Raw genomic sequence first — 18,178 nt, forward strand, 5'->3', positions numbered from 1 at the left:
GTCACGGGAGCAACAGCAGACGCAATTCCCCTCGGGCCGTCTCGTCGACGCCGAGTGTTTCGAAGACCCCGTCCGCGTCGGCGACGAAGGCTCGCACGTGCGGCGTCACGTCGTCGAGGAAGGCGTCGGCCTGCTCCGACGTCCACGACGCCTGGCGGTCGTGGGTCGGGCCGCCGTGGGGCGCCGTTCCGGCCATGGCACGCACCGATGCCGCGTAGTCGTCGACGATGGCCTCATCGGGGACGCCGACGTTGGCGAGCAGCAGCGCGCTGATCATGCCGGTGCGGTCCCTGCCGGCTGCGCAGTGCACCAGGATCCCGGGTTCGGACGATGCGACCGCTTCGAGCGCACCGCGGACGAGCTCCGGCAGGATACGCACATTGTGCGGCCAGTACTCCGGGGAGTCGAGGATCGGCAGGCACACCGCGCGGAACTCCGGATCGGTCTGATCCTCGGTCGGCGCGAGCGTGATCACCAGCTCGGCTGGAGGACGGACACCCGGGTCGGTTTCGCGCGCTCCGGTCTCATCAGCGCTGCGGAGATCGACCACGGACCGCAGCCCCCATCGCATCGCTACGTCCCACCCTGCAGCGGTGAGCAGCTCGCGTCGGGGACCCCGCGCGATCCGCCCGCGCGCCGTCAGGCCGGTGGACGACAGCGGGGTCGGCAGACCGCCGAGATCCCTGAGGTTGCGCAGGCCGTCCCAGTCCAGATTCCGCATCCGGCAGAGCGTACCCGAACCGTCCGGGCGGCTTCCGACTGCGAGCTAGCGCTTGCTGGCGGCGCGTCGGATGGCACCGAAGACGATCGTGCCGAGGAAGAGGACGATGCCGATGATCCCGAGCCACAGCAGACCCTTCAGCGCGAAGCCGACGATGGAGAGGATCGCCCAGATGACGAGGAGCACGATGATGATCTGCATGGCTTGGGTTCCTGATTCCGTGGAGTGATGGTGGTCGGTGAGGTGGCTCAGTGTATGCGGAGCTCGGCGACGAGCGGGCACGCGAACGGATCGCGAGCTCCGAGACCGACGCGGTTGAGGTAGCGGATGACGATCCCGTACGAGCGCAGCAGCGTGGTCTCGGCGTACGGGACGTCGAGTGCGGCGCAGTGGTCGCGGACCAGCCGTCGAGCCTCTTTGAGCGCGGGGCGCGGCATCGAGGGGAACAGGTGGTGCTCGACCTGGTAGTTCAGGCCGCCCATGAGGAACGACACCCACCATCCGCCGGCCACGTTCCGCGACGTCAGGACCTGCCGGGAGAAGAAGTCGACGTTCGCGTCATTGGCGATCGTCGGCATCCCCTTGTGGTTCGGGGCGAAGGAGGCACCCATCATGACGCCGAACACCGCGAGCTGCACACCGAGGAACGCGCACGCCATGCCGAACGGCAGGAACCAGAACACGACCGTGAGGATGATCCCGAAGCGTGCGACGAGCATCACGCCCTCGACCACCCGGTCGCGCACGCCGGCCCGCGTCCCGACACCGCTGACGACGGAGCGGATCGCGAGCCAGTGCAGGTTGAGGCCTTCGAGGGTGAGGAGGGGGAAGAACAACCAACCCTGGTGACGGTAGAAGATCCTCGCCGCCCGGTTCCGCACCGTGTCGACGTCCTCCGGCAGGAAGCGGATCGTGTCGGGCTCGATGTCGGGGTCCTTCCCCACGGTGTTCGGATTGCCGTGATGGCGCGTGTGCTTGTTCATCCACCACGAGTAGCTCAACCCCACCAGGAAGGTGCCGAGGAATCGGCCCGCCCGGTCGTTCCAGGCACGGGACTCGAACACCTGCCGATGCGCGGCCTCGTGCGACAGGAAGGCGAACTGCGTGAACAGCACGCCCAGAGCGGCCGCGACCAACAGCTGCAGCCAGGAGTCACCGAGGAACGCGAAGGTGACCCTGACGAGCTGCGCGAGCACTGGCCGAGGTTCGCGGAAGCGTCACAGGAACGCGGATACGCGGGCGTCCACGCGATCCCCATGCGGCTCCGCGACACGATCGTCGGGTCTCTGAACCTGTTCCGCGAGACCGAGGGCGCCCTCAACGGCGCCGACGCCCGCGCCGCCCAGGCGCTGGCCGATGTCGCGACGATCAGCCTCCTGCAGCAGCGGACGATCGAGAACGCGACGCTCGCCACCGAGCAACTCCAGCGCGCGCTCGACAGCCGGGTCGCCATCGAGCAGGCGAAGGGGTATCTGGCGCGGGCGGCGGGTGTCGACATGGACACGGCCTTCGGGATGATCCGGCAGTACGCACGCACCCGCCAGCGGCGGCTCGGTGACGTCGCCGCAGCGGTCGCCCGCGAGGAGCTGCCACTCGACGAAGTCACAGCGGCCGACTCCACCAAGGCGGACGGCGACTGATCACCGCTGCGGCCGTGGGGGCTGGCGGATCCTCCACAACCCACTCCAAACTCAGCCGGAACAGGGCAGGATGGAGGTTCGAACATCACCGAGCACTCTCGAAGGAACACACCCATGGCAGGCCTCAGCCTCTCCAAAGGCAACAACCTCTCGCTCACGAAGACCAGCCCAGGGCTGACCATCGCCACGGTCGGTCTCGGGTGGGACCCGCGCACCACCGTCGGCGTCGCGTTCGACCTCGACGCCTCCGCCATCCTCGTCGCCGAGAACGGCAAGATCCGAACCCCTGCGGACTTCATCTTCTACAACCAGATGTCGACGCCCGACGGCTCGGTCGTGCACCAGGGCGACAACCGCACCGGCGAGGGTGACGGCGACGACGAGCAGATCACGATCGACCTCCGCGCTGTGGAGCCCGACGTCTCGCGCATCGTCATCGCGGTCTCGATCCACGACGCCGACAACCGCCGCCAGAACTTCGGCCAGGTCCGCGACGCCTTCTGCCGGGTCATGGACCAGGATCAGCAGGAGATCGTCCGCTACGACCTCACCGAGGACGCCTCCCAGGAGACGGCGATGCTGTTCGCCGAGATCTACCGGTACAACTCGGAGTGGAAGTTCCGTGCCGTCGGCCAGGGCTACACCACCGGCCTGGCCGGCATCGCGGGCGACTTCGGCGTCCCGCTCGACTGAGCCGGACGCAGGAGCCGACGCGACCGGCGGTCAGTGACCGCCGGTCAGCTTGCCGGCCAGCCGGGCGTGGATCCGCGTGCTCGCGTCGTTCATCCCCTCGATGACGACCCGCTTCCCGCGACGCTCGTACTTCGTGGTGATCGCGTCGAGGGCGGCGACGGTCGACGCGTCCCAGACGTGCGACCGCGAGAGGTCGATGACGATCCGCTCCGGGTCGTCGGCGTAGGCGAACTGCGTCGTGAGGTCGTTGCTGGACGCGAAGAACAGCTCTCCGGTCACGGTGTACCGGGCGGTGGGCGTCGCTGCGGACAGGTCGACCGTGCGTTCGACGGTGGCGAGGTGGGCGACCCGCCTTGCGAACACGACCATCGCGGCGATCACACCGATGACGACACCGATCGCGAGGTTGTGCGTCAGGACCACCACGACGACCGTGGCCACCATGACGACCGTCTCACCGAGGGGCATGGCGCGGAGGGTCCTCGGGTTGACACTGTGCCAGTCGAAGGTGGCGACGGACACCATGATCATCACCGCGACGAGCGCGGCCATGGGGATCAGCGCGACCACGTCGCCCAGCGCGACGACCAGGACCAGCAGGAACACCCCGGCGAGGAAGGTCGAGATCCGCGTCCGCGCGCCCGAGGCCTTCACGTTGATCATGGTCTGGCCGATCATCGCGCAGCCACCCATGCCACCGAAGAACCCCGAGAGCACGTTCGCGATCCCCTGGCCCAGCGACTCGCGGGTCTTGCCCGACGGGGTGTCGGTGACATCGTCGACGAGCTTGGCCGTCATGAGCGACTCGAGGAGCCCGACCAACGCCATCGCGGCCGCGTACGGCGCGATGATCGCGAACGTCTCCAGCGTGAACGGCACGTTCGGGATGAACAGGGTCGGCAGGCTGCGCGGCAGTTCGCCCTGGTCGCCGACGGTCGGCACGTTCAGTCCGGTGGCCACCGTCGCCGCGGTGATGAGCACGATCGCGACGAGCGGCGCCGGCACGACACTCGTGAGGCGGGGCATGACGACCATGACCACGATGCCGACCGCGACGAGCGGGTACACGAGCCACGGCACGCCGATGAGGTTCGGCAGCTGGGCGGTGAAGATCAGGATCGCCAGCGCGTTGACGAACCCGACCATGACGCTCCGCGGGATGAAGCGCATGAGCTTCGCGACGCCGAGGAGACCGAGGATCACCTGGAAGACACCGCCGAGGATGACCGTGGCGATGAAGTAGTCGAGGCCGTGTTCGCGGGCGACCGGGGCGATGACCAGGGCGATCGCTCCCGTGGCCGCCGTGATCATCGCCGGGCGGCCGCCGAGGAAGGCGATCGCCACGGCCATGACGAACGAGGAGAACAGTCCGACCTGCGGGTCGACGCCCGCGATGATCGAGAAGGAGATCGCCTCCGGGATGAGCGCCATGGCGACGACGAGGCCCGCCAGCACCTCCCTGGTGAGGATGCGGGGGCTGCGGAGTGCGGAGAGGACGGTGGCGTCCGGTGTGGCGGTTTCGGGGCCGTTGGCCATGAGTGCTCCTGTCGGAGTCGGGGTCCTCAGCGCGAGGACCGGATGGGAATGTCTGGGTCCGGCGCTGCGGTGCGCACGCCACCGACCGCGCGGGGACGTCACGCGCGGGAGAATGGTGGGGAGATGCGGCCCGATCGGCCGCCATCGATAACTCTACCCTAACGTAAGGGTTGATTTGAAGTGAGGCGACCGTGACGAGCGAACCGACCACCATGCACATCGGCGAACTGGCCGAGCGCACCGGACTCTCGCTCCGCACGCTGCGGCACTACGACGACGTCGGTCTGGTCTCGGCCTCAGCGCGCACCGAGGGCGGCTTCCGCTTGTACACGCAGGACGACTACGACCGCCTCATCCTCATCCGGCGCATGAAACCACTCGGCTTCTCCCTCGAGGAGATGGCAGAGCTCCTCCGGGTGATCGACGCCATGGACACCGCACCCGACGACGACACCCGCGCGATCCTCGACGGCTTCATCACCGACGCGGCCGAGCGTCGCACCAAGCTGCAGCAACAACTCGCGATGGCGGACGAGTTCGTGTCACTCCTCGAAGCCCGCCGCTGACGACAGCTGCGATCACGCCTTCCGACGGCGACCCGCCGAGCGTGGCGGAGCCGCCCGGAGGCGCTCGCTGACCCGCCCGAGGATGCGGGCGAGCTCGCTGACGTCGTCGTCGTCGAGCGGCGCGAAGAGCAGGTCCCTGACGGCCTGGATGTGGCCGGGGAACACCGTGGCGAGCACGTCCCGGCCGGCCGTCGTGATCGCCACGACCGTGCTGCGTTCGTCGTCCGGTGACGGCGAGCGGGTGATGAGTCCCCGCTGGTCGAGCAACTGCGCCTGGTAGGTGAGCCCACTACGGCTGTAGACCACGCCATCCGCGAGATCCGTCATGCGCAGGTGACCGTCCGGCGCATCACCGAGGCGCGCCAGCAACTGGAACTGGACGTAGCTCAACTCCCCCGCCTCGCGGAGCTGCTGCTCGACCGCCGGACGCAGGAGGCTGCTCACCTCGGTGAACGCGAAGTAGGCGCCGAGTTCGGTCGGAGTGAGGGATACGGGCGTTTCGGTCATGCGTCCATTCTAGGTGTTGCTTCGAGTTCGAAGCAGTGTTATCGTCATGCCAGTTGCTTCAAATTCGAAGCACTTGACGAAGGAGAGCATCATGCAGGCAGTCCAGTTCCACGAGGTCGGCGGACCCGAGGTCCTCCACTACGGCGACATCGAGCAGCCGACTCCGGCCGTCGGACAGGTACGCGTCCGCGTCGCAGCGTCGGCGTTCAACGCGGCCGACAACGGCATGCGGGCCGGGTTCCTGCCGATCCCGGTCCAGCTCCCCCACGTCCCCGGGTACGACGTGTCGGGCACGATCGACGCGCTCGGTGCGGGCGTCGAGGGACTCTCCGTCGGCGACGCGGTCATCGGCTTCCTCCCGATGGAGCTCGACGGCGGTGCGGCCGAGTACGTCGTCGCACCGGCGGAGGCCGTCGTCGCAGCACCGACGACCATCCCGCTCGCGGACGCCGCCGCCCTCCCCTCGGTCGCCCTGACCGCCTGGCAGGCGCTGTTCGACGACGGCGGTCTCGAGTCGGGTCAGCGCGTCCTGATCGTCGGCGCCGGCGGGGTCGTCGGCAAGTACGCGATCCGACTCGCCAAGCGCGCCGGGGTGCACGTCATCGCGACGGCCAGCCCGCGGAGTGAGGCGGCGGTGCGGGCCGCCGGAGCGGACGAGGTCGTGGACCACACGGCGTCCGACCTCCTCGGTGCGGTGTCGGCACCCGTCGACGTCCTCCTCAACCTCGCGCCGATCGACCCCGAGCAGTTCGAGGCGCTCGTCGGGCTCGTCCACGACGGCGGTGCGGTAGTGAGCACCACCGCGTGGATGCCGACGCCCGGGGACGAGGCACGGCAGGTCCGCGCGGCGACGGTCTTCGTGCTGCCGAACCGCGACCGCCTGTCGACCCTCGTGTCGCTCGTCGACGAGGGATCGCTGACGGTCGAGGTGACGCGACGGATCCCGCTCGCCGAACTGCCCGCGCTCCACGCCGAAGCCGCTGCCGGCCGGATCGCCGGCAAGGTCATCGTCCTGCCGGCATGATCAGCCCGGTTCGTCGCGACCGGACAGGCGGCGATCCCGCCCGAGGTGACGATGGTCACCCCGGACGGGATCGGTGCTGGCGGGCGCGGGCTACGACGCGACGCGTCGGCGACGGACGACCAGCCACGCACCGGCGGCGAGGAGCAGCCCGGCCAGGCCGACGAATCCGACGACCGAGACACCGGTGGTCGAGAGCGCACCAGGACCGGAGCCCGCGGCGCCCGGAGCCGCGGCATCCGCTGCCAGGACGGTCAGCGCCGCCTCGGCCGTGATCCCCGAGTCCGCACCCAGCGCCTGCAGCGTGTGTGCACCCGGCACCACGGAAGCGGGCACCGTGAGCGTCGCCACGAACGCACCCGAAGCGTCCGCGACGACGGTCCCGAGGTCGGTCGGGGTGGAGAACAGGGTGAACCGCACCTGCTCCCCCGCGGCGAAGCCGGACCCGGACACCGAGAACGACTCACCCACCCGCACTGACGGCTGGTCGATCGTCAGCGTGCCCTCGGCACCGGGAACCGCGATCCGCTGCGGGCCGACGCTCTCGAGGGTCGGGACGACCGGGTTCATGAGGCCCGTCTCCGGGTCGAACGTCAGTCGGTCGATCGTCGTCTCGCGGTGCTGGCCGTCACCACCCGGGATGGCGAACCGGTGGTAGACGATGTACCAGTCGTCGGTGCCCGGCACGTTGAGGATCGAGCTGTGACCGGTGGCGAGGATGCCGAGTTCGGGTTTCTTCTGCAGGATCACACCGCGGTACGTCCACGGGCCGTCCACACTCGTCGCCGTCGCGTACCCGACCCGATAGTTCTCCGAACCGGTGTCGTCGATCGAGTACGTCAGGTGGTAGATCCCGTCCCGGTAGTTGACGAAGGCACCTTCGCGGAAGTCGGTCAGGCCGTCGATGCGCTTGAGCGTGTCGGCCTTGATCGACAGCATGTCGTCGGACAGCTCCGCGTACACCGGCGAACCGTTGCCCCAGAACAGGTAGCTCTTCCCCGTCTCCGGGTCGGTGAACGTGGCCGGGTCGATCGCCTGTCCCGAGGTCACCGCTTCGTCGTTGAGGATCATCGCGTTCGGCTGAGCCGTGAACGGACCGGCCGGACTGTCCGCGACGGCGACGCCGATGGTCTTCCGGTCGACCGAGGGGTTGTGTCCGCTGAAGTAGAAGAAGAACTTGCCGTCCTTCTCGCCGATCGTCGGCGCCCAGGCGTTGCCGGTCGCCCACGGCACGTTCCCGTTCGCGCCGTCGAGCGTGAGGATCGGCTCCGCCGAACGCTCCCAGTCGACGAGGTTTTTCGACGACCAGACGAAGAACTCCTTGCCACCCCAACCGGCGAAGCCGTCGGTGGTCGCGTAGATGTAATAGGTGTCGCCCCAGACGAAGACGTTCGGGTCGGCGTAGAGACCGGGGATGACCGGGCTCTTCATCTCGACCGCCCGCATCGTCCACGTCACGGCCTCACCCGAGGTCGGCGTCAACGTCACGGTCACGGGGCTGCTGAGGTCGACGGCGGTCCCCGAGGCGGGGCTAGCCGTGACACCGGCCGCGGTCGTGAAGGTCGGGCTCAAGGCGGTGCGGTCCGTTCCGGGCTGAACCGGGAAGACGACCTCGTGGCGGTCGTCGTCGACGATCGGGGCGGTCTTCAACACGTCCTCCTCGAGGCCGATGTCGGTCAGTGCCGCGGTGTTCCCGGAGCCGGCGAGCACCTCGTCCGCCGAGAGGGCGCGGTTGTAGATCGCGAACTCGCGGAACGCGCCCTTCAGCCGGTTGTCGGCGTCGTAGTTCGAACGGCCCAGGTAGTTGGCGCTCGTCCACCCGCCGCCGATGTCGCCCGGATCCGCCGTCACGGTCCCGGTGCCGACGGCGATGCCGTCGAGGTAGATCGTGGCCGTGGTGCCCTGCAACGTGTACGTCAGCTTCGCCCAGCGACCGCGCGTCAGGTCCTTGCCCTGCGACACCGTCTGCTCCGTGCTCCAGTTGCCGGTCGCGAGACTCGTCCGGTACGCGTTGCCGGTGCTGAACAGGTAGCCGTCGCCGGCGCCACCGGTGGTGTTGCCGAGCCCGTAGATGAAGTAAGGGTTGGCCTGCGTCGGGTCGATCCAGACCTCCGCCTCCACCGTGACGTCGGTCACCCCGGCGAGCAGGTCGTCGGGCAGCTTGACGTAGTCGTCGCCACCGTCGAGCTGCAGCGCACCGTCGGAGAAGGTCGCACCGCCTTCGACCGTCGCGTCGAGGCCGTTGCCGGACACGTCGCTGAGCGTCGAGCCTGCGGAGCCGGCGAAGTCGTAGCGGACGATCTCACCGTCCTCGTTCGCGGGCACCGGCTCGGGTGCTCCGCCGAGGCTGTCCTCGAGCAGTTGCAGCTCTGCGGCCGTGACCGGGAGCACCGTGCCGTGGCGCGGGCTCGCGGGCAGGTCGTAGTCCTTCGCGACCTGCCAGTCCGGGTTCGCGATGTCCTCGGTCTCGAGCGGGATGTAGCCGCGTCCGCCGTACTCGTCGACGAAGAGGTAGAACTTGTCACCGTTGACGTCGCCCGGGTTGGCGGCGAACGCCGTCGGCCCTTCGACCGCGCTGGTGCCGGCGTCGCGACCGATGCAGGTGTCGAGCACCGTCCAGGACTCGAGCGTGGCCCGCAGGTCCGTCGAGGACTCCTGGATGATGTCGGCGCACCCGGTGCCACCGGCACCCTCGTCCTTGGTGAAGCGGTAGTAGGTGTCGCTCGACTTGATCACCGTGGAGTCGATCCGCGAGACGCCCTGGTCCTGCCAGACCTGCGGCTCGCTGAACGTCGTGAAGTCGCGGGTGGTCGCGTACATCATGCGGTGGTAGCTGTTCCCGGTGTGGTCCGGGTCGTCGGCGCCGTAGAGCGACGAAGCCCAGAAAACCACGTACGCGCCGATGGTGTCGTCGTAGTACGCCTCGGGTGCCCAGGTGTTGCCCGCGTTCTCCGGTGCGACCTCGATGTGCCGCTGATCGGACCAGGTCACGAGGTCGTGGGACTCCCACACCTCGAGGTAGTGGCTGCCCGTGCGGACGGAGTCTCCCCAGGACGTGCCGCTGCCGATCGAGAGGTCGGTGGCGATGAGGTAGAAGGTGTCGCCCTCGGGAGAGCGGATGAGGAACGGGTCGCGCAGCCCCTTCGTACCCTCGTCCGAGGTGAGGACCGGGCGTCCGGCGTTGAGTTCGTTCCAGTCGAGCGCGTTGTTGCCCTCGCTGGCGGCGAAGTAGATGTTCTCGCCGGCGAGCGAGTTGCCGGTGAAGTAGGCGAAGGCGTAGCCCTCGTAGTCGGGGGTCGCGATCGCGGCGCGGACGGTCGCGGTGAACTCGCGCGTCGCGGTCGCCTCGCCCTGACTGAGCGTGGCGGTCAGGGTGACGGTGGTGTCCGTGGCGGGCCGTGTCACGACACCGTCGGTGGCGATCACGGCGGGGTCCGATGACGCCCAGGCGATGTCGATCCCCTCGGGTGCTCCCGGCAGGGTCAGATTCCCGCGCACGTCGTCGACGTTCGCGATCGAGAGCGCCGCCGCGGCGGCGTCCAGGTCCTCCTGCGCCGTGGGGGCGGCTCGGAAGTTGGACTGGGAGGTCGCTGTCGGGGCGGTCCCCGGCGACACCGCTGCGGCGGCGCCGGAGGCACCGACGAGCGGCAGGATCAGGGCCGCGATGGAGGTCGCGACGACCGTTTTGAGGCGCAGTTGTCTCATGGGGGTTGGTTCTCCTGGTTCGGCGTCGTTGTCGAGCGGGATGGAACGGGTGGTGCGGTGGGGGTGTGCAGGCGTCAGGTCTTGCGTTTGCGCGAGACCACGAGTCGCTGGAGGAGGACGAAGACGAGCAGGATGCCGCCGGTGATGATGGTGGTCGCCTCCGGCGGGATGCTGCCGTCGCGGGTGATGAGCACGTTCATGAGGCCGAGGACGAGCGCGCCGACGACGGAGCCGAGGACGAAGCCTGCGCCTCCGGTCAGGAGCGTGCCGCCGATGATGACCGCTGCGATGGCGTCGAGCTCCCAGCCGACGCCCGTGATGTTCTGAGCGATGCCGAGCTTCGAGGTGTAGATGACGGCCGCGAGACCGGCCAACGTGCCACTGATCACGTAGACCATGAGCTTCGTGCGGACGACGGGCAGCCCCATGAGGAGCGCAGACTGCTCCGAGCCGCCGATCGCGTAGACGGTCCGGCCGAGGCGGGTCTTGTGGAGCACCACGAACGCCGCGGCGACGACGAGCAGGGCGATCAGGACGTTCGGGGTGGTGATGAGGTCGTTGATCTTCGGGCCGTCGATCACCTTCCACTCGGTGGAGAGCGAACGGATCGGCGAGTCGTCGGCGAGACGCTCCGGCGTGGTGCTGAGCATCGAGGCGAGACCGCGCCCGAGGAACATCATCGCGAGGGTGGCGATGAACGGTTGCACGTTGAAGTACTGCACGAGCACGCCCGAGAACACGCCGAACGCGGAGCCGATCAGGATCATGATCACCATGACCGCGATCGGGTTCCAGCCCGAGTTCGCGAGCATCACCCCGATCAGACTGCTGATGGCGATGATCGCACCGACGGAGAGGTCCACGCCGCCCGTGAGGATCACGAAGGTGAGTCCGACGGCGAGGATGATCAGGTACGCGTTGTTGATGAGCAGGTTCGAGATCGTGCTGGCCTGGACGATGCGTCCGTAGGCGATCTCGCCGTAGACGACCATGCCGATGAAGATGACGACGGCCGCCAGGGTGGGCAGGGTCTCGAGGTTGGGCGTCAGCCGGGACAGCAGCGAGCGCCGTGGGAGCACCGGAGCGTCGGGCGTCGGTCGGTCGGTGAGGGTGCTCATGCTGACACCGTTTCCTTTCGCGTGGGGACCGACGCCGTGGGCGTCGTCCGGGACTTCCGCCGGGCGAACAGGGCTCTCACGCGCTGTGACTGGAGGAGGCAGATGATCACGATCACGACGGCCTTGAACGCCGGCGTCGCCGAGGAGGGGATGGAGAGGAACACGATCGTCTTGTCGAGGGTCGCGATGAGGAGCGCGCCGATCACGCTGCCGGTGAGCGAGAACTTGCCGCCGGCGAGCGAAGTGCCGCCGATGACGACCGCGAGGATGGCGTCCATCTCCGCGTTCAACCCGGTCTTCGCCACCTCGACCGTCATGACGCTGGCGGTGCTGAAGATCCCGGCGACACCCGCGAGGACGGCGCTCACGATGTAGACGGCGATGAGGATGCCGATGGGGCGGATACCCGCCATCCGGGCGGCGCGCGGGTTGATGCCGATGGACTCGATCATCAGGCCGAGCGCGGTGCGCCGGACGAGGAACGCGACGATCGCGACGATGACACCGGCGATGATGAAGACGACGGGGAATCCGAACACGGTGCCGTTCGCGAGCCAGCGGAAGGGCTCGTTCGTGGCGGAGGTGTTCTGCCCCGAGGTGATGACCTTCGCGAGGCCTCGACCGGCGAGCATCGTGATCAGCGTGGTGATGAACGGCTGCAGGCCGACGATCGAGACGAGCACCCCGTTGACCGTGCCGAGGAAGGCGCTCACGGCGAGCGCGAGCAGCGCTGCGACGATGGCCGAACCCGCGTCGCCGCCGCTCTGGTTGCTCATGAACTCCATCGACACGGCGCCGGAGACGGCCATGACGGAACCGACCGAGAGGTCGATGCCGCGGGTGGCGATCACGAGCGTCATTCCGACCGCGATCATCATGATCGGGGCGCTCGCTCGCAGGATGTCGATCGGGTTGCCCGACAGGTTGCCGGTCGTGCCGTTGACGGAGACGCCGAGGTAGCCGGGGTCCTTGACGAGGTTGATGACGAGCAGGAGCAGCAGGGTCACGATCGCCCAGATGTAGGGCTGGTGGACGATGGTGCTGACGACGCCGCGGGCCGAGCCCTGGCCGCCGCGTGCGGAGGAACCGGAACGGGCCGGCCCCTGACTGGTGGCGCTCACGTGGCGCTCCCTTCGGTGGCGATCAGGTCGACGATGGTGTCTGCGGTGACCTCGGGTCCGTTGACGATCTCGCCGATCTTACGGTGGTCCTTCAGTACGACGATCCGCTCACTCAACCGCACGACCTCCTCGAGCTCGGAGGAGATGAACACGACGGACATCCCGTCCTCGGCGAGCGCGGCGATCGCCTCCTGGATCTCGGCCTTGGCGCCGACGTCGATGCCACGGGTCGGCTCGTCGAGCACGATGAGCTGGGGCTTCGTCGCCAACCATCGGCCGAGGAGCACCTTCTGCTGGTTGCCGCCGGAGAGGTTCTTGATGGGTCGTTCCGGGTCGGAGGGCCGGACGTTGAGTTCGAGCAGGTACTTGTCGCAGAGCTCGTTCTGCTCGCGGCGGGACAGCGGACGCGCCCAGCCCCTGCGGGCCTGGACGGCGAGGATGAGGTTCTCCCGTACGGTCAGGTCGCCGATGATGCCTTCGTCACGTCGGTTCTCCGTGGAGAAGGCGATCTGCTTCGACAGGCCGGCCATGGGCGTGTGGACCTCGGCGGTCGCGCCGTCGATCGTGACCGTGCCGGAGTCGGGACGGTCTGCACCGTAGATGAGCCGACCGAGCTCGGTGCGGCCCGACCCGAGGAGCCCCGCGAGACCGACGACCTCGCCGGCGTGGACCTCGATGTCGACGGGGTCGATGGAACCCTTCCGCCCGAGGTCCTTGGCGCTGTAGAACGCCGGGGTGTCGGCTGTGGCGGTCCGGCCGCGGTTGGAACCCAGGGCGGCGAGCGCGCCGTAATCCTTGCCGATCATCTTGGAGATGAGCTCGGTGCGGTTGAGGTCCGCGGTGCGGTACTCCCCGACGAACTCGCCGTTGCGGAGCACCGTGAGTCGGTCGCTGATCGCGTAGACCTGGTCGAGGAAGTGGGAGACGAAGAGGATCGCGACGCCCTGGTCGCGTAGCCGGCGCATGACCTGGAAGAGGCCCTCCACCTCGTTGGCGTCGAGGCTGGAGGTCGGCTCGTCGAGGATGAGCACCTTCGACTTCGTGACCATGGCCCGGCTGATCGCGACGAGTTGTTGCAGGGCGAGCGAGATGCTCGAGAGCGGCTGCTTGGGGTCGATGTGCCCGAGGCCGAGCCCGACGAGCGCTTCGTGTGCGGCTTCGTGGGTGCGGCGCCAGTTGATGCCGAAGGGACCGCGGACCTCGTGGCCGAGCATCACGTTCTCGCCGACGGTGAGGTTGTCGCAGAGGTTCACCTCTTGATAGACGGTCGAGATGCCGGCGCTCTGCGCGTCCGCCGTTCCGGAGAACGAGCGGGGGCCTCCGGCGACCAGGATCGTGCCGGAGTCGATCTTGTACACCCCGGTGAGCGCCTTGATGAGCGTCGACTTGCCGGCGCCGTTCTCGCCCATGAGCGTGTGGACCTCGCCGGGGAAGAGACGGAAGTCCACGTCTTGCAGGGCTTTGACGCCCGGGAACTCGATGGAGATGTGCTGCATCTCGACGATCGGCTCGGTGATTGCCATGTCTGCCTGGTCGTTCTGCCGGTCGATCCGGCGTCGTCGCCGGGGAGTCTGGTCCCCGGGAAGCGGGTGGGCGGTCGCCCGGCAGCGAGGGGGTGGCTGCCGGGCGACCGGGTCGGATCAGTAGGCGCGTTCGGGCAGTGCCGCCGTCGCGGCGTCCGGGGAGTCGAACGTGACGCTCGGCACCACGATGTCCGATTCGACCTTGTCGCCGGCGAGTGCCTTCTTGACGATGTCGATCGCGGTCTCACCGAACAGCGGGTTGTACTCGGCGACGAAGCTCAGGCGTCCGGCGGCGAGTGCTTCGAGCGCCGCCTTGGTGCCGTCGATCGTGATGATCTTGACGTCGGTTCCGGGCTTCAGGCCGGCCTCCTCGACGGCGAGTGCGGCGCCGAGGCCCATCTCGTCGTTCTGTGCGAAGACGAGCTGGACGTCGTTGTTGTTCGCCTTGAGGATGGTCTCGAAGACGCTCTTCGCCTCTTCGGTGGACCAGTTGGCCGACTGCGACTCGAGCTTGGTGAAGTTCGGGTCGATGGTGTCGTCCCAGCCCTTGTTGCGGTCGTTGACGACGGAGAGGCCGGGAGGGCCTTCGAGGACGACGTACTTGGCGCCGTCGGGGAACTGACCGTTCGCCCACTCGGCGGCCGAGGCGCTGATGCCGACGTTGTCGGGGGCGATGCGGCTCGTGTAGAGCTCGGTGTCGTTCGGCTCGATGCCGCGGTCGAGCAGGACCACGGGGATCTCGGCCTCCTTCGCGCGCTCCAGGACGCTCTCCCAGCCGGTCGCCTCCGTGGCGGAGAGCAGGATGGCGTCGACGCCCTCGTCGATGAACGAGGTGAAGGCGGTGATCTGCGAGTTCTGGTCGCCGTTCGTCGCCGGTGCGTACTTGAGGTCGAAGCCGTTCTCCTTCGAGAACGAGTCCTGGATGTTCTTCTCGTTCGCAGTGCGCCATCCGCCCTCGGGGCCGACGGCCACGAAGCCGATGGTGGTGAGTTCGCCGTCCGAACCGGCGTCGCCGTCGGAGCTTCCGGAACTGCTCGAGCAGGCGGTCGCGCTGAACGCGAGAGCGCCGACCAGGGCGAGGCCCGCGAGTGCGCGGACACGTGTTGTCTTGAACATTGTTCTCCTCTTTGAGACCCGCGGTCCCGACGATGGGTGCGGCGTGAATGTGACGTGCGTGGTGCTGCGGTGACGCAGGTGGTCGGTGATTGTTAGCGATCACATCTGCGTTGTGCTGAACATTAGCCACGGCTGGGAAGGGTTGTCAACAGGCAATGTGAGCCCTCACAATTCCTGCGGAGCGGCCTCCCGGCGGTGCCGTCGCGCGCGCTAGAGTCGGGTGATCAGCGGACACCCGGCCGCGATCACCTCGACGGAGAGCTGCAGATGACCTCGCCCACGCCACTCGTGCAGTTGCGCGGTGTGTCCGTGAGCTTCCCCGGCGTCAAAGCGCTCGACGACGTCGACCTCCGACTGTTCCCCGGCGAGGTCCACTCCCTCATGGGCGAGAACGGAGCGGGGAAGTCGACCCTGATCAAGTCGCTGACCGGGGTCCATCGGATCGACAGCGGAAGCATCCTCCTCGAAGGACGCGAGGTCTCGTTCTCGAGCGTCGCCGACGCCCAGGCGCACGGGATCAGCACCGTCTACCAGGAGGTCAACCTCCTCCCCAACCTGACCGTCGCCGAGAACATCCTCCTGGGCCGCGAACCACGTCATGCCTGGGGAGGGATCTCGGGGAGGCGCATGCGTGAGCGCGCACGAGAGCTGCTCGCCGTCGTCGGACTCGACATCGACCCGGCCTCGCAGCTCTCCGCCCATCCGCCGGCGATCCAGCAGCTCGTCGCGATCGTCCGGGCGATCGCCGTGCGCACCAAGGTGCTCGTCCTCGACGAACCGACCTCGAGCCTCGACAACGACGAGGTCACCGAACTCTTCCGGGTCATCTCGATCCTCAAAGCCGAGGGCGTCGCGATCCTGTTCATCTCGCACTTCCTCGACCAGGTCTACGAGATCTCCGACCGCCTCACGGTGTTGCGCGAAGGCCGACTCGTCGGCGAATACCTCCCGCACGAACTGCTCCGGATCGACCTCGTCCACAAGATGATCGGTAGAGAGCTCGCGACCTTCGACGAGATCCGACGCGGGCTCGACACCTCCGATGAGGGCGACGCCCTCGACGGTGAGGACCCGTTCGTCTCGGCGATCGGGCTCGGGCGCCAGGGTGCGATCGAACCGATCGACCTGAAGGTCTACGAGGGCGAGATCGTCGGCATCGCCGGACTGCTCGGCTCAGGACGGACGGAGCTCGCCAGACTCCTGACCGGCGTCGACCGGGCCGACACCGGCTCGGTGGAGGTGGCCGGGAGGGCCACCCGCCTCGGATCCCCGCGCCGCGCCCTCAAACAACGGATCGTCTACGCGTCGGAGAACCGTCGCACCGAGGGGATCATCGGCGACCTCAGCCTGCGCGACAACATCGCGCTGGCCCTCCAGGCGGACCTCGGGTGGTTCAGACGGATCCCGCTGCGTCGGCAGAACGAACTGGCCGAGAGCTACATCCAGGCGATGGGCATCAAGCCGGCGAATCCCGATGCGCTCATGAAGGAGCTCTCAGGAGGGAACCAGCAGAAGGTACTCTTGGCGAGGTGGCTCGCGCTCGCTCCTCGGTTGCTCGTGCTCGATGAACCGACCCGAGGCATCGACATCGGCGCCAAGGCCGAGATCCAGAAGCTCGTGACCCGGCTCGCCGAGAACGGTCTGTCGGTCGTGTTCATCTCAGCCGAACTCGAGGAGGTCCTGCGCATCAGCCACCGGATCGCCGTGCTGCGCGACCGACGGAAGGTCGCCGACCTCCCGAACTACGACCTCACCGTCTCGAAGCTGCTGGCCGCGATCTCGGAGGGGCCGGACGAGGCCCCGCCGGAACCGAGCACGACCGCCGACGACGAGAGGGGACCGCGTGGCTGAGCCGTCCCGTCATGCGACGATCTTCGACGTCGCGCGGCTCGCGGGGGTCTCGCACCAGACCGTGTCACGGGTGCTCAACGACCTCCCGAACGTGCGCCCGGCGACGAAGGCGCGGGTCGATGAAGCGATCAAGCAGCTGCGCTACGTCCCCTCCCCCGCCGCGCGCACGCTCGTCACGAAGCGATCCCGGACCATCGGCCTCATCGCCACCGGCGGCACCGAGTTCGGGCCCTCGTCCTCGGTCCTGCACTTCAACGCCGCGGCCCGCGACGCACGGTGGTCGGTCTTCACCGCGAACATGGTGGACAGCGACCCGGGTTCGGCGCGCGCAGCGGTCGAGGGGTTCCTGCGCCAGAACGTCGAGGGCATCGCCGTCATCAGCGCGCGCGAGGGGGTCACCGACATCGTGGCGGGGATGGAACTCAGCGTGCCGCTCGTGGCCCTGCACGCCACGCCACGCGCGGGCATGGTGACCGTCGGCGTCGACCAATACGCCGGCGCGCGTGCGGCGACCGCCCACCTCATCGCGCTCGGCCACCGGCGCATCGGGCACCTCGGCGGACCACCGGACGCGATCGACGCCCGCGAGCGTGAGCGTGGCTGGCGGGACGAACTCGCTTCAGCGGGTCTCGTCGCGCAGGTCGTCGGGACCGGCGACTGGACGCCGACGTCCGGATACTCCCTCGGGCGTCAGCTGGACGACGAGGTCACCGCGGTGTTCGCCGCCAACGACCAGATGGCGCTCGGCCTCATGCACGCCCTCACGGAGCGCGGCCTCCGGGTCCCGCTCGACTTCAGCGTCGTGGGGTTCGACGACATCCCCGAGGCGGAGCACCTGTCGCCACCGCTCACCACCGTGCGGCAGGACTTCGAACGGGTCGGCCGAGCCCTGCTCGCGACCCTGCTCGACCACGTCAATGGAGAACCCCCGGGAGCGGTGCCGCCCTCGGTACCGGAGCTGATCCTGCGCGACTCCACGGCGACGGCGAACGCCGAGCGCTTGGCGAGGCGCAGCGTCGACGTCCCCTGAGCGTCTCCGGTCACTGAGCCCCACCCGGCC

Annotated in this window: 16 protein-coding genes; 6 read left to right on the forward strand and 10 right to left on the reverse strand. The window is 68.4% G+C overall.

The window, feature by feature from the left end; translation table 11 throughout:
• Position 1: 1 nt before the first annotated feature.
• The 3 genes from A4X17_RS07690 to A4X17_RS07695 are packed head-to-tail and all read right to left on the reverse strand — an operon-like array spanning position 2 to position 1,917.
• Positions 2-721, reverse strand: coding sequence for a tyrosine-protein phosphatase (locus A4X17_RS07690; RefSeq protein ID WP_064295080.1), 720 nt, complete (start codon positions 719-721; stop codon positions 2-4).
• 45 nt (positions 722-766) lie between these two features.
• A complete protein-coding gene (locus A4X17_RS19445) occupies positions 767-922 on the reverse strand; it encodes a hypothetical protein (RefSeq protein ID WP_175484395.1) in 156 nt (51 codons plus the stop codon).
• A 47-nt stretch (positions 923-969) separates the two neighbouring features.
• The gene (locus A4X17_RS07695; protein WP_064295081.1) at positions 970-1,917 is read right to left on the reverse strand and encodes an acyl-CoA desaturase; all 948 of its coding nucleotides are present in this window, start codon (positions 1,915-1,917) and stop codon (positions 970-972) included.
• 60 nt (positions 1,918-1,977) lie between these two features.
• Here A4X17_RS07695 and A4X17_RS07700 point away from each other — a divergent pair, with 60 nt between their 5' ends.
• Both A4X17_RS07700 and A4X17_RS07705 read left to right on the forward strand, forming a co-directional pair.
• Positions 1,978-2,361: an ANTAR domain-containing protein gene (locus A4X17_RS07700; RefSeq protein WP_082916008.1), complete on the forward strand. Its 384-nt coding sequence runs from the start codon at positions 1,978-1,980 to the stop codon at positions 2,359-2,361.
• A gap of 114 nt (positions 2,362-2,475) precedes the next feature.
• On the forward strand, positions 2,476-3,054 hold the full coding sequence (locus tag A4X17_RS07705) for a TerD family protein (RefSeq protein WP_064295082.1): 579 nt from the start codon (positions 2,476-2,478) through the stop codon (positions 3,052-3,054).
• 30 nt (positions 3,055-3,084) lie between these two features.
• On the opposite strand, the gene A4X17_RS07710 is transcribed toward A4X17_RS07705, so the two are convergent.
• Positions 3,085-4,590, reverse strand: a complete 1,506-nt coding sequence (locus A4X17_RS07710) for a SulP family inorganic anion transporter (protein ID WP_064295083.1) — start codon at positions 4,588-4,590, stop codon at positions 3,085-3,087.
• Positions 4,591-4,802: 212 nt separating this feature from the next.
• Between A4X17_RS07710 and A4X17_RS07715 the strand changes: the two genes are divergently transcribed.
• Positions 4,803-5,156 carry a MerR family transcriptional regulator gene (locus A4X17_RS07715; RefSeq protein ID WP_064295101.1) on the forward strand — a complete coding sequence of 118 codons (354 nt, stop codon included), beginning with the start codon at positions 4,803-4,805 and terminating at the stop codon, positions 5,154-5,156.
• 12 nt (positions 5,157-5,168) lie between these two features.
• Here A4X17_RS07715 and A4X17_RS07720 read toward each other — a convergent pair whose 3' ends face one another.
• Complete coding sequence (locus tag A4X17_RS07720) at positions 5,169-5,663, reverse strand: MarR family winged helix-turn-helix transcriptional regulator (protein WP_064295084.1); 495 nt, start codon at positions 5,661-5,663, stop codon at positions 5,169-5,171.
• Between the two features lie 91 nt (positions 5,664-5,754).
• Here A4X17_RS07720 and A4X17_RS07725 point away from each other — a divergent pair, with 91 nt between their 5' ends.
• Positions 5,755-6,687, forward strand: a complete 933-nt coding sequence (locus tag A4X17_RS07725; protein WP_064295102.1) for an NADP-dependent oxidoreductase — start codon at positions 5,755-5,757, stop codon at positions 6,685-6,687.
• A 90-nt stretch (positions 6,688-6,777) separates the two neighbouring features.
• On the opposite strand, the gene A4X17_RS07730 is transcribed toward A4X17_RS07725, so the two are convergent.
• The 5 genes from A4X17_RS07730 to A4X17_RS07750 all read right to left on the reverse strand — a co-directional run bounded on the left by A4X17_RS07730 (position 6,778) and on the right by A4X17_RS07750 (position 15,267).
• Entirely contained in the window at positions 6,778-10,389 is a 3,612-nt protein-coding gene (locus A4X17_RS07730; RefSeq protein WP_064295085.1) for a family 43 glycosylhydrolase, read from the reverse strand.
• 74 nt (positions 10,390-10,463) lie between these two features.
• Positions 10,464-11,507, reverse strand: coding sequence for an ABC transporter permease (locus A4X17_RS07735; RefSeq protein WP_082916009.1), 1,044 nt, complete (start codon positions 11,505-11,507; stop codon positions 10,464-10,466).
• Positions 11,504-12,628, reverse strand: a complete 1,125-nt coding sequence (locus A4X17_RS07740; protein ID WP_139205435.1) for an ABC transporter permease — start codon at positions 12,626-12,628, stop codon at positions 11,504-11,506. Before A4X17_RS07740 ends, A4X17_RS07735 begins: the two co-directional genes overlap by 4 nt.
• On the reverse strand, positions 12,625-14,151 hold the full coding sequence (locus tag A4X17_RS07745) for a sugar ABC transporter ATP-binding protein (RefSeq protein ID WP_064295086.1): 1,527 nt from the start codon (positions 14,149-14,151) through the stop codon (positions 12,625-12,627). The genes A4X17_RS07740 and A4X17_RS07745 overlap by 4 nt, the downstream gene beginning before the upstream one ends.
• A gap of 117 nt (positions 14,152-14,268) precedes the next feature.
• Positions 14,269-15,267 (reverse strand): ABC transporter substrate-binding protein, encoded by a 999-nt coding sequence (locus A4X17_RS07750; RefSeq protein ID WP_064295087.1) that lies wholly within the window; start codon positions 15,265-15,267, stop codon positions 14,269-14,271.
• Positions 15,268-15,534: 267 nt separating this feature from the next.
• On the opposite strand from A4X17_RS07750, the gene A4X17_RS07755 reads away from it, so the two are divergent.
• Both A4X17_RS07755 and A4X17_RS07760 read left to right on the forward strand, forming a co-directional pair.
• Positions 15,535-17,118 carry a sugar ABC transporter ATP-binding protein gene (locus tag A4X17_RS07755; RefSeq protein ID WP_064295088.1) on the forward strand — a complete coding sequence of 528 codons (1,584 nt, stop codon included), beginning with the start codon at positions 15,535-15,537 and terminating at the stop codon, positions 17,116-17,118.
• The gene (locus A4X17_RS07760) at positions 17,111-18,148 is read left to right on the forward strand and encodes a LacI family DNA-binding transcriptional regulator (protein WP_064295089.1); all 1,038 of its coding nucleotides are present in this window, start codon (positions 17,111-17,113) and stop codon (positions 18,146-18,148) included. The genes A4X17_RS07755 and A4X17_RS07760 overlap by 8 nt, the downstream gene beginning before the upstream one ends.
• Positions 18,149-18,178: the final 30 nt, after the last annotated feature.

It is taken from the genome of Plantibacter sp. H53 (assembly GCF_001650455.1).
GTDB classification, from domain to species: domain Bacteria; phylum Actinomycetota; class Actinomycetes; order Actinomycetales; family Microbacteriaceae; genus Plantibacter; species Plantibacter flavus_A.

What these genes read in the sequence shown, in the direction of transcription:
- A4X17_RS07700 (WP_082916008.1), top strand. Translation starts at nt 1,978, where the DNA reads ATGCGGCTCCGCGACACGATCGTCGGGTCTCTGAACCTGTTCCGCGAG.
- A4X17_RS19445 (WP_175484395.1), bottom strand. Translation starts at nt 922, where the DNA reads ATGCAGATCATCATCGTGCTCCTCGTCATCTGGGCGATCCTCTCCATC.
- A4X17_RS07715 (WP_064295101.1), top strand. Translation starts at nt 4,803, where the DNA reads ATGCACATCGGCGAACTGGCCGAGCGCACCGGACTCTCGCTCCGCACG.
- A4X17_RS07705 (WP_064295082.1), top strand. Translation starts at nt 2,476, where the DNA reads ATGGCAGGCCTCAGCCTCTCCAAAGGCAACAACCTCTCGCTCACGAAG.
- A4X17_RS07755 (WP_064295088.1), top strand. Translation starts at nt 15,535, where the DNA reads ATGACCTCGCCCACGCCACTCGTGCAGTTGCGCGGTGTGTCCGTGAGC.
- A4X17_RS07720 (WP_064295084.1), bottom strand. Translation starts at nt 5,663, where the DNA reads ATGACCGAAACGCCCGTATCCCTCACTCCGACCGAACTCGGCGCCTAC.
- A4X17_RS07690 (WP_064295080.1), bottom strand. Translation starts at nt 721, where the DNA reads ATGCGGAATCTGGACTGGGACGGCCTGCGCAACCTCAGGGATCTCGGC.
- A4X17_RS07725 (WP_064295102.1), top strand. Translation starts at nt 5,755, where the DNA reads ATGCAGGCAGTCCAGTTCCACGAGGTCGGCGGACCCGAGGTCCTCCAC.
- A4X17_RS07745 (WP_064295086.1), bottom strand. Translation starts at nt 14,151, where the DNA reads ATGGCAATCACCGAGCCGATCGTCGAGATGCAGCACATCTCCATCGAG.
- A4X17_RS07750 (WP_064295087.1), bottom strand. Translation starts at nt 15,267, where the DNA reads ATGTTCAAGACAACACGTGTCCGCGCACTCGCGGGCCTCGCCCTGGTC.
- A4X17_RS07710 (WP_064295083.1), bottom strand. Translation starts at nt 4,590, where the DNA reads ATGGCCAACGGCCCCGAAACCGCCACACCGGACGCCACCGTCCTCTCC.
- A4X17_RS07735 (WP_082916009.1), bottom strand. Translation starts at nt 11,507, where the DNA reads ATGAGCACCCTCACCGACCGACCGACGCCCGACGCTCCGGTGCTCCCA.
- A4X17_RS07730 (WP_064295085.1), bottom strand. Translation starts at nt 10,389, where the DNA reads ATGAGACAACTGCGCCTCAAAACGGTCGTCGCGACCTCCATCGCGGCC.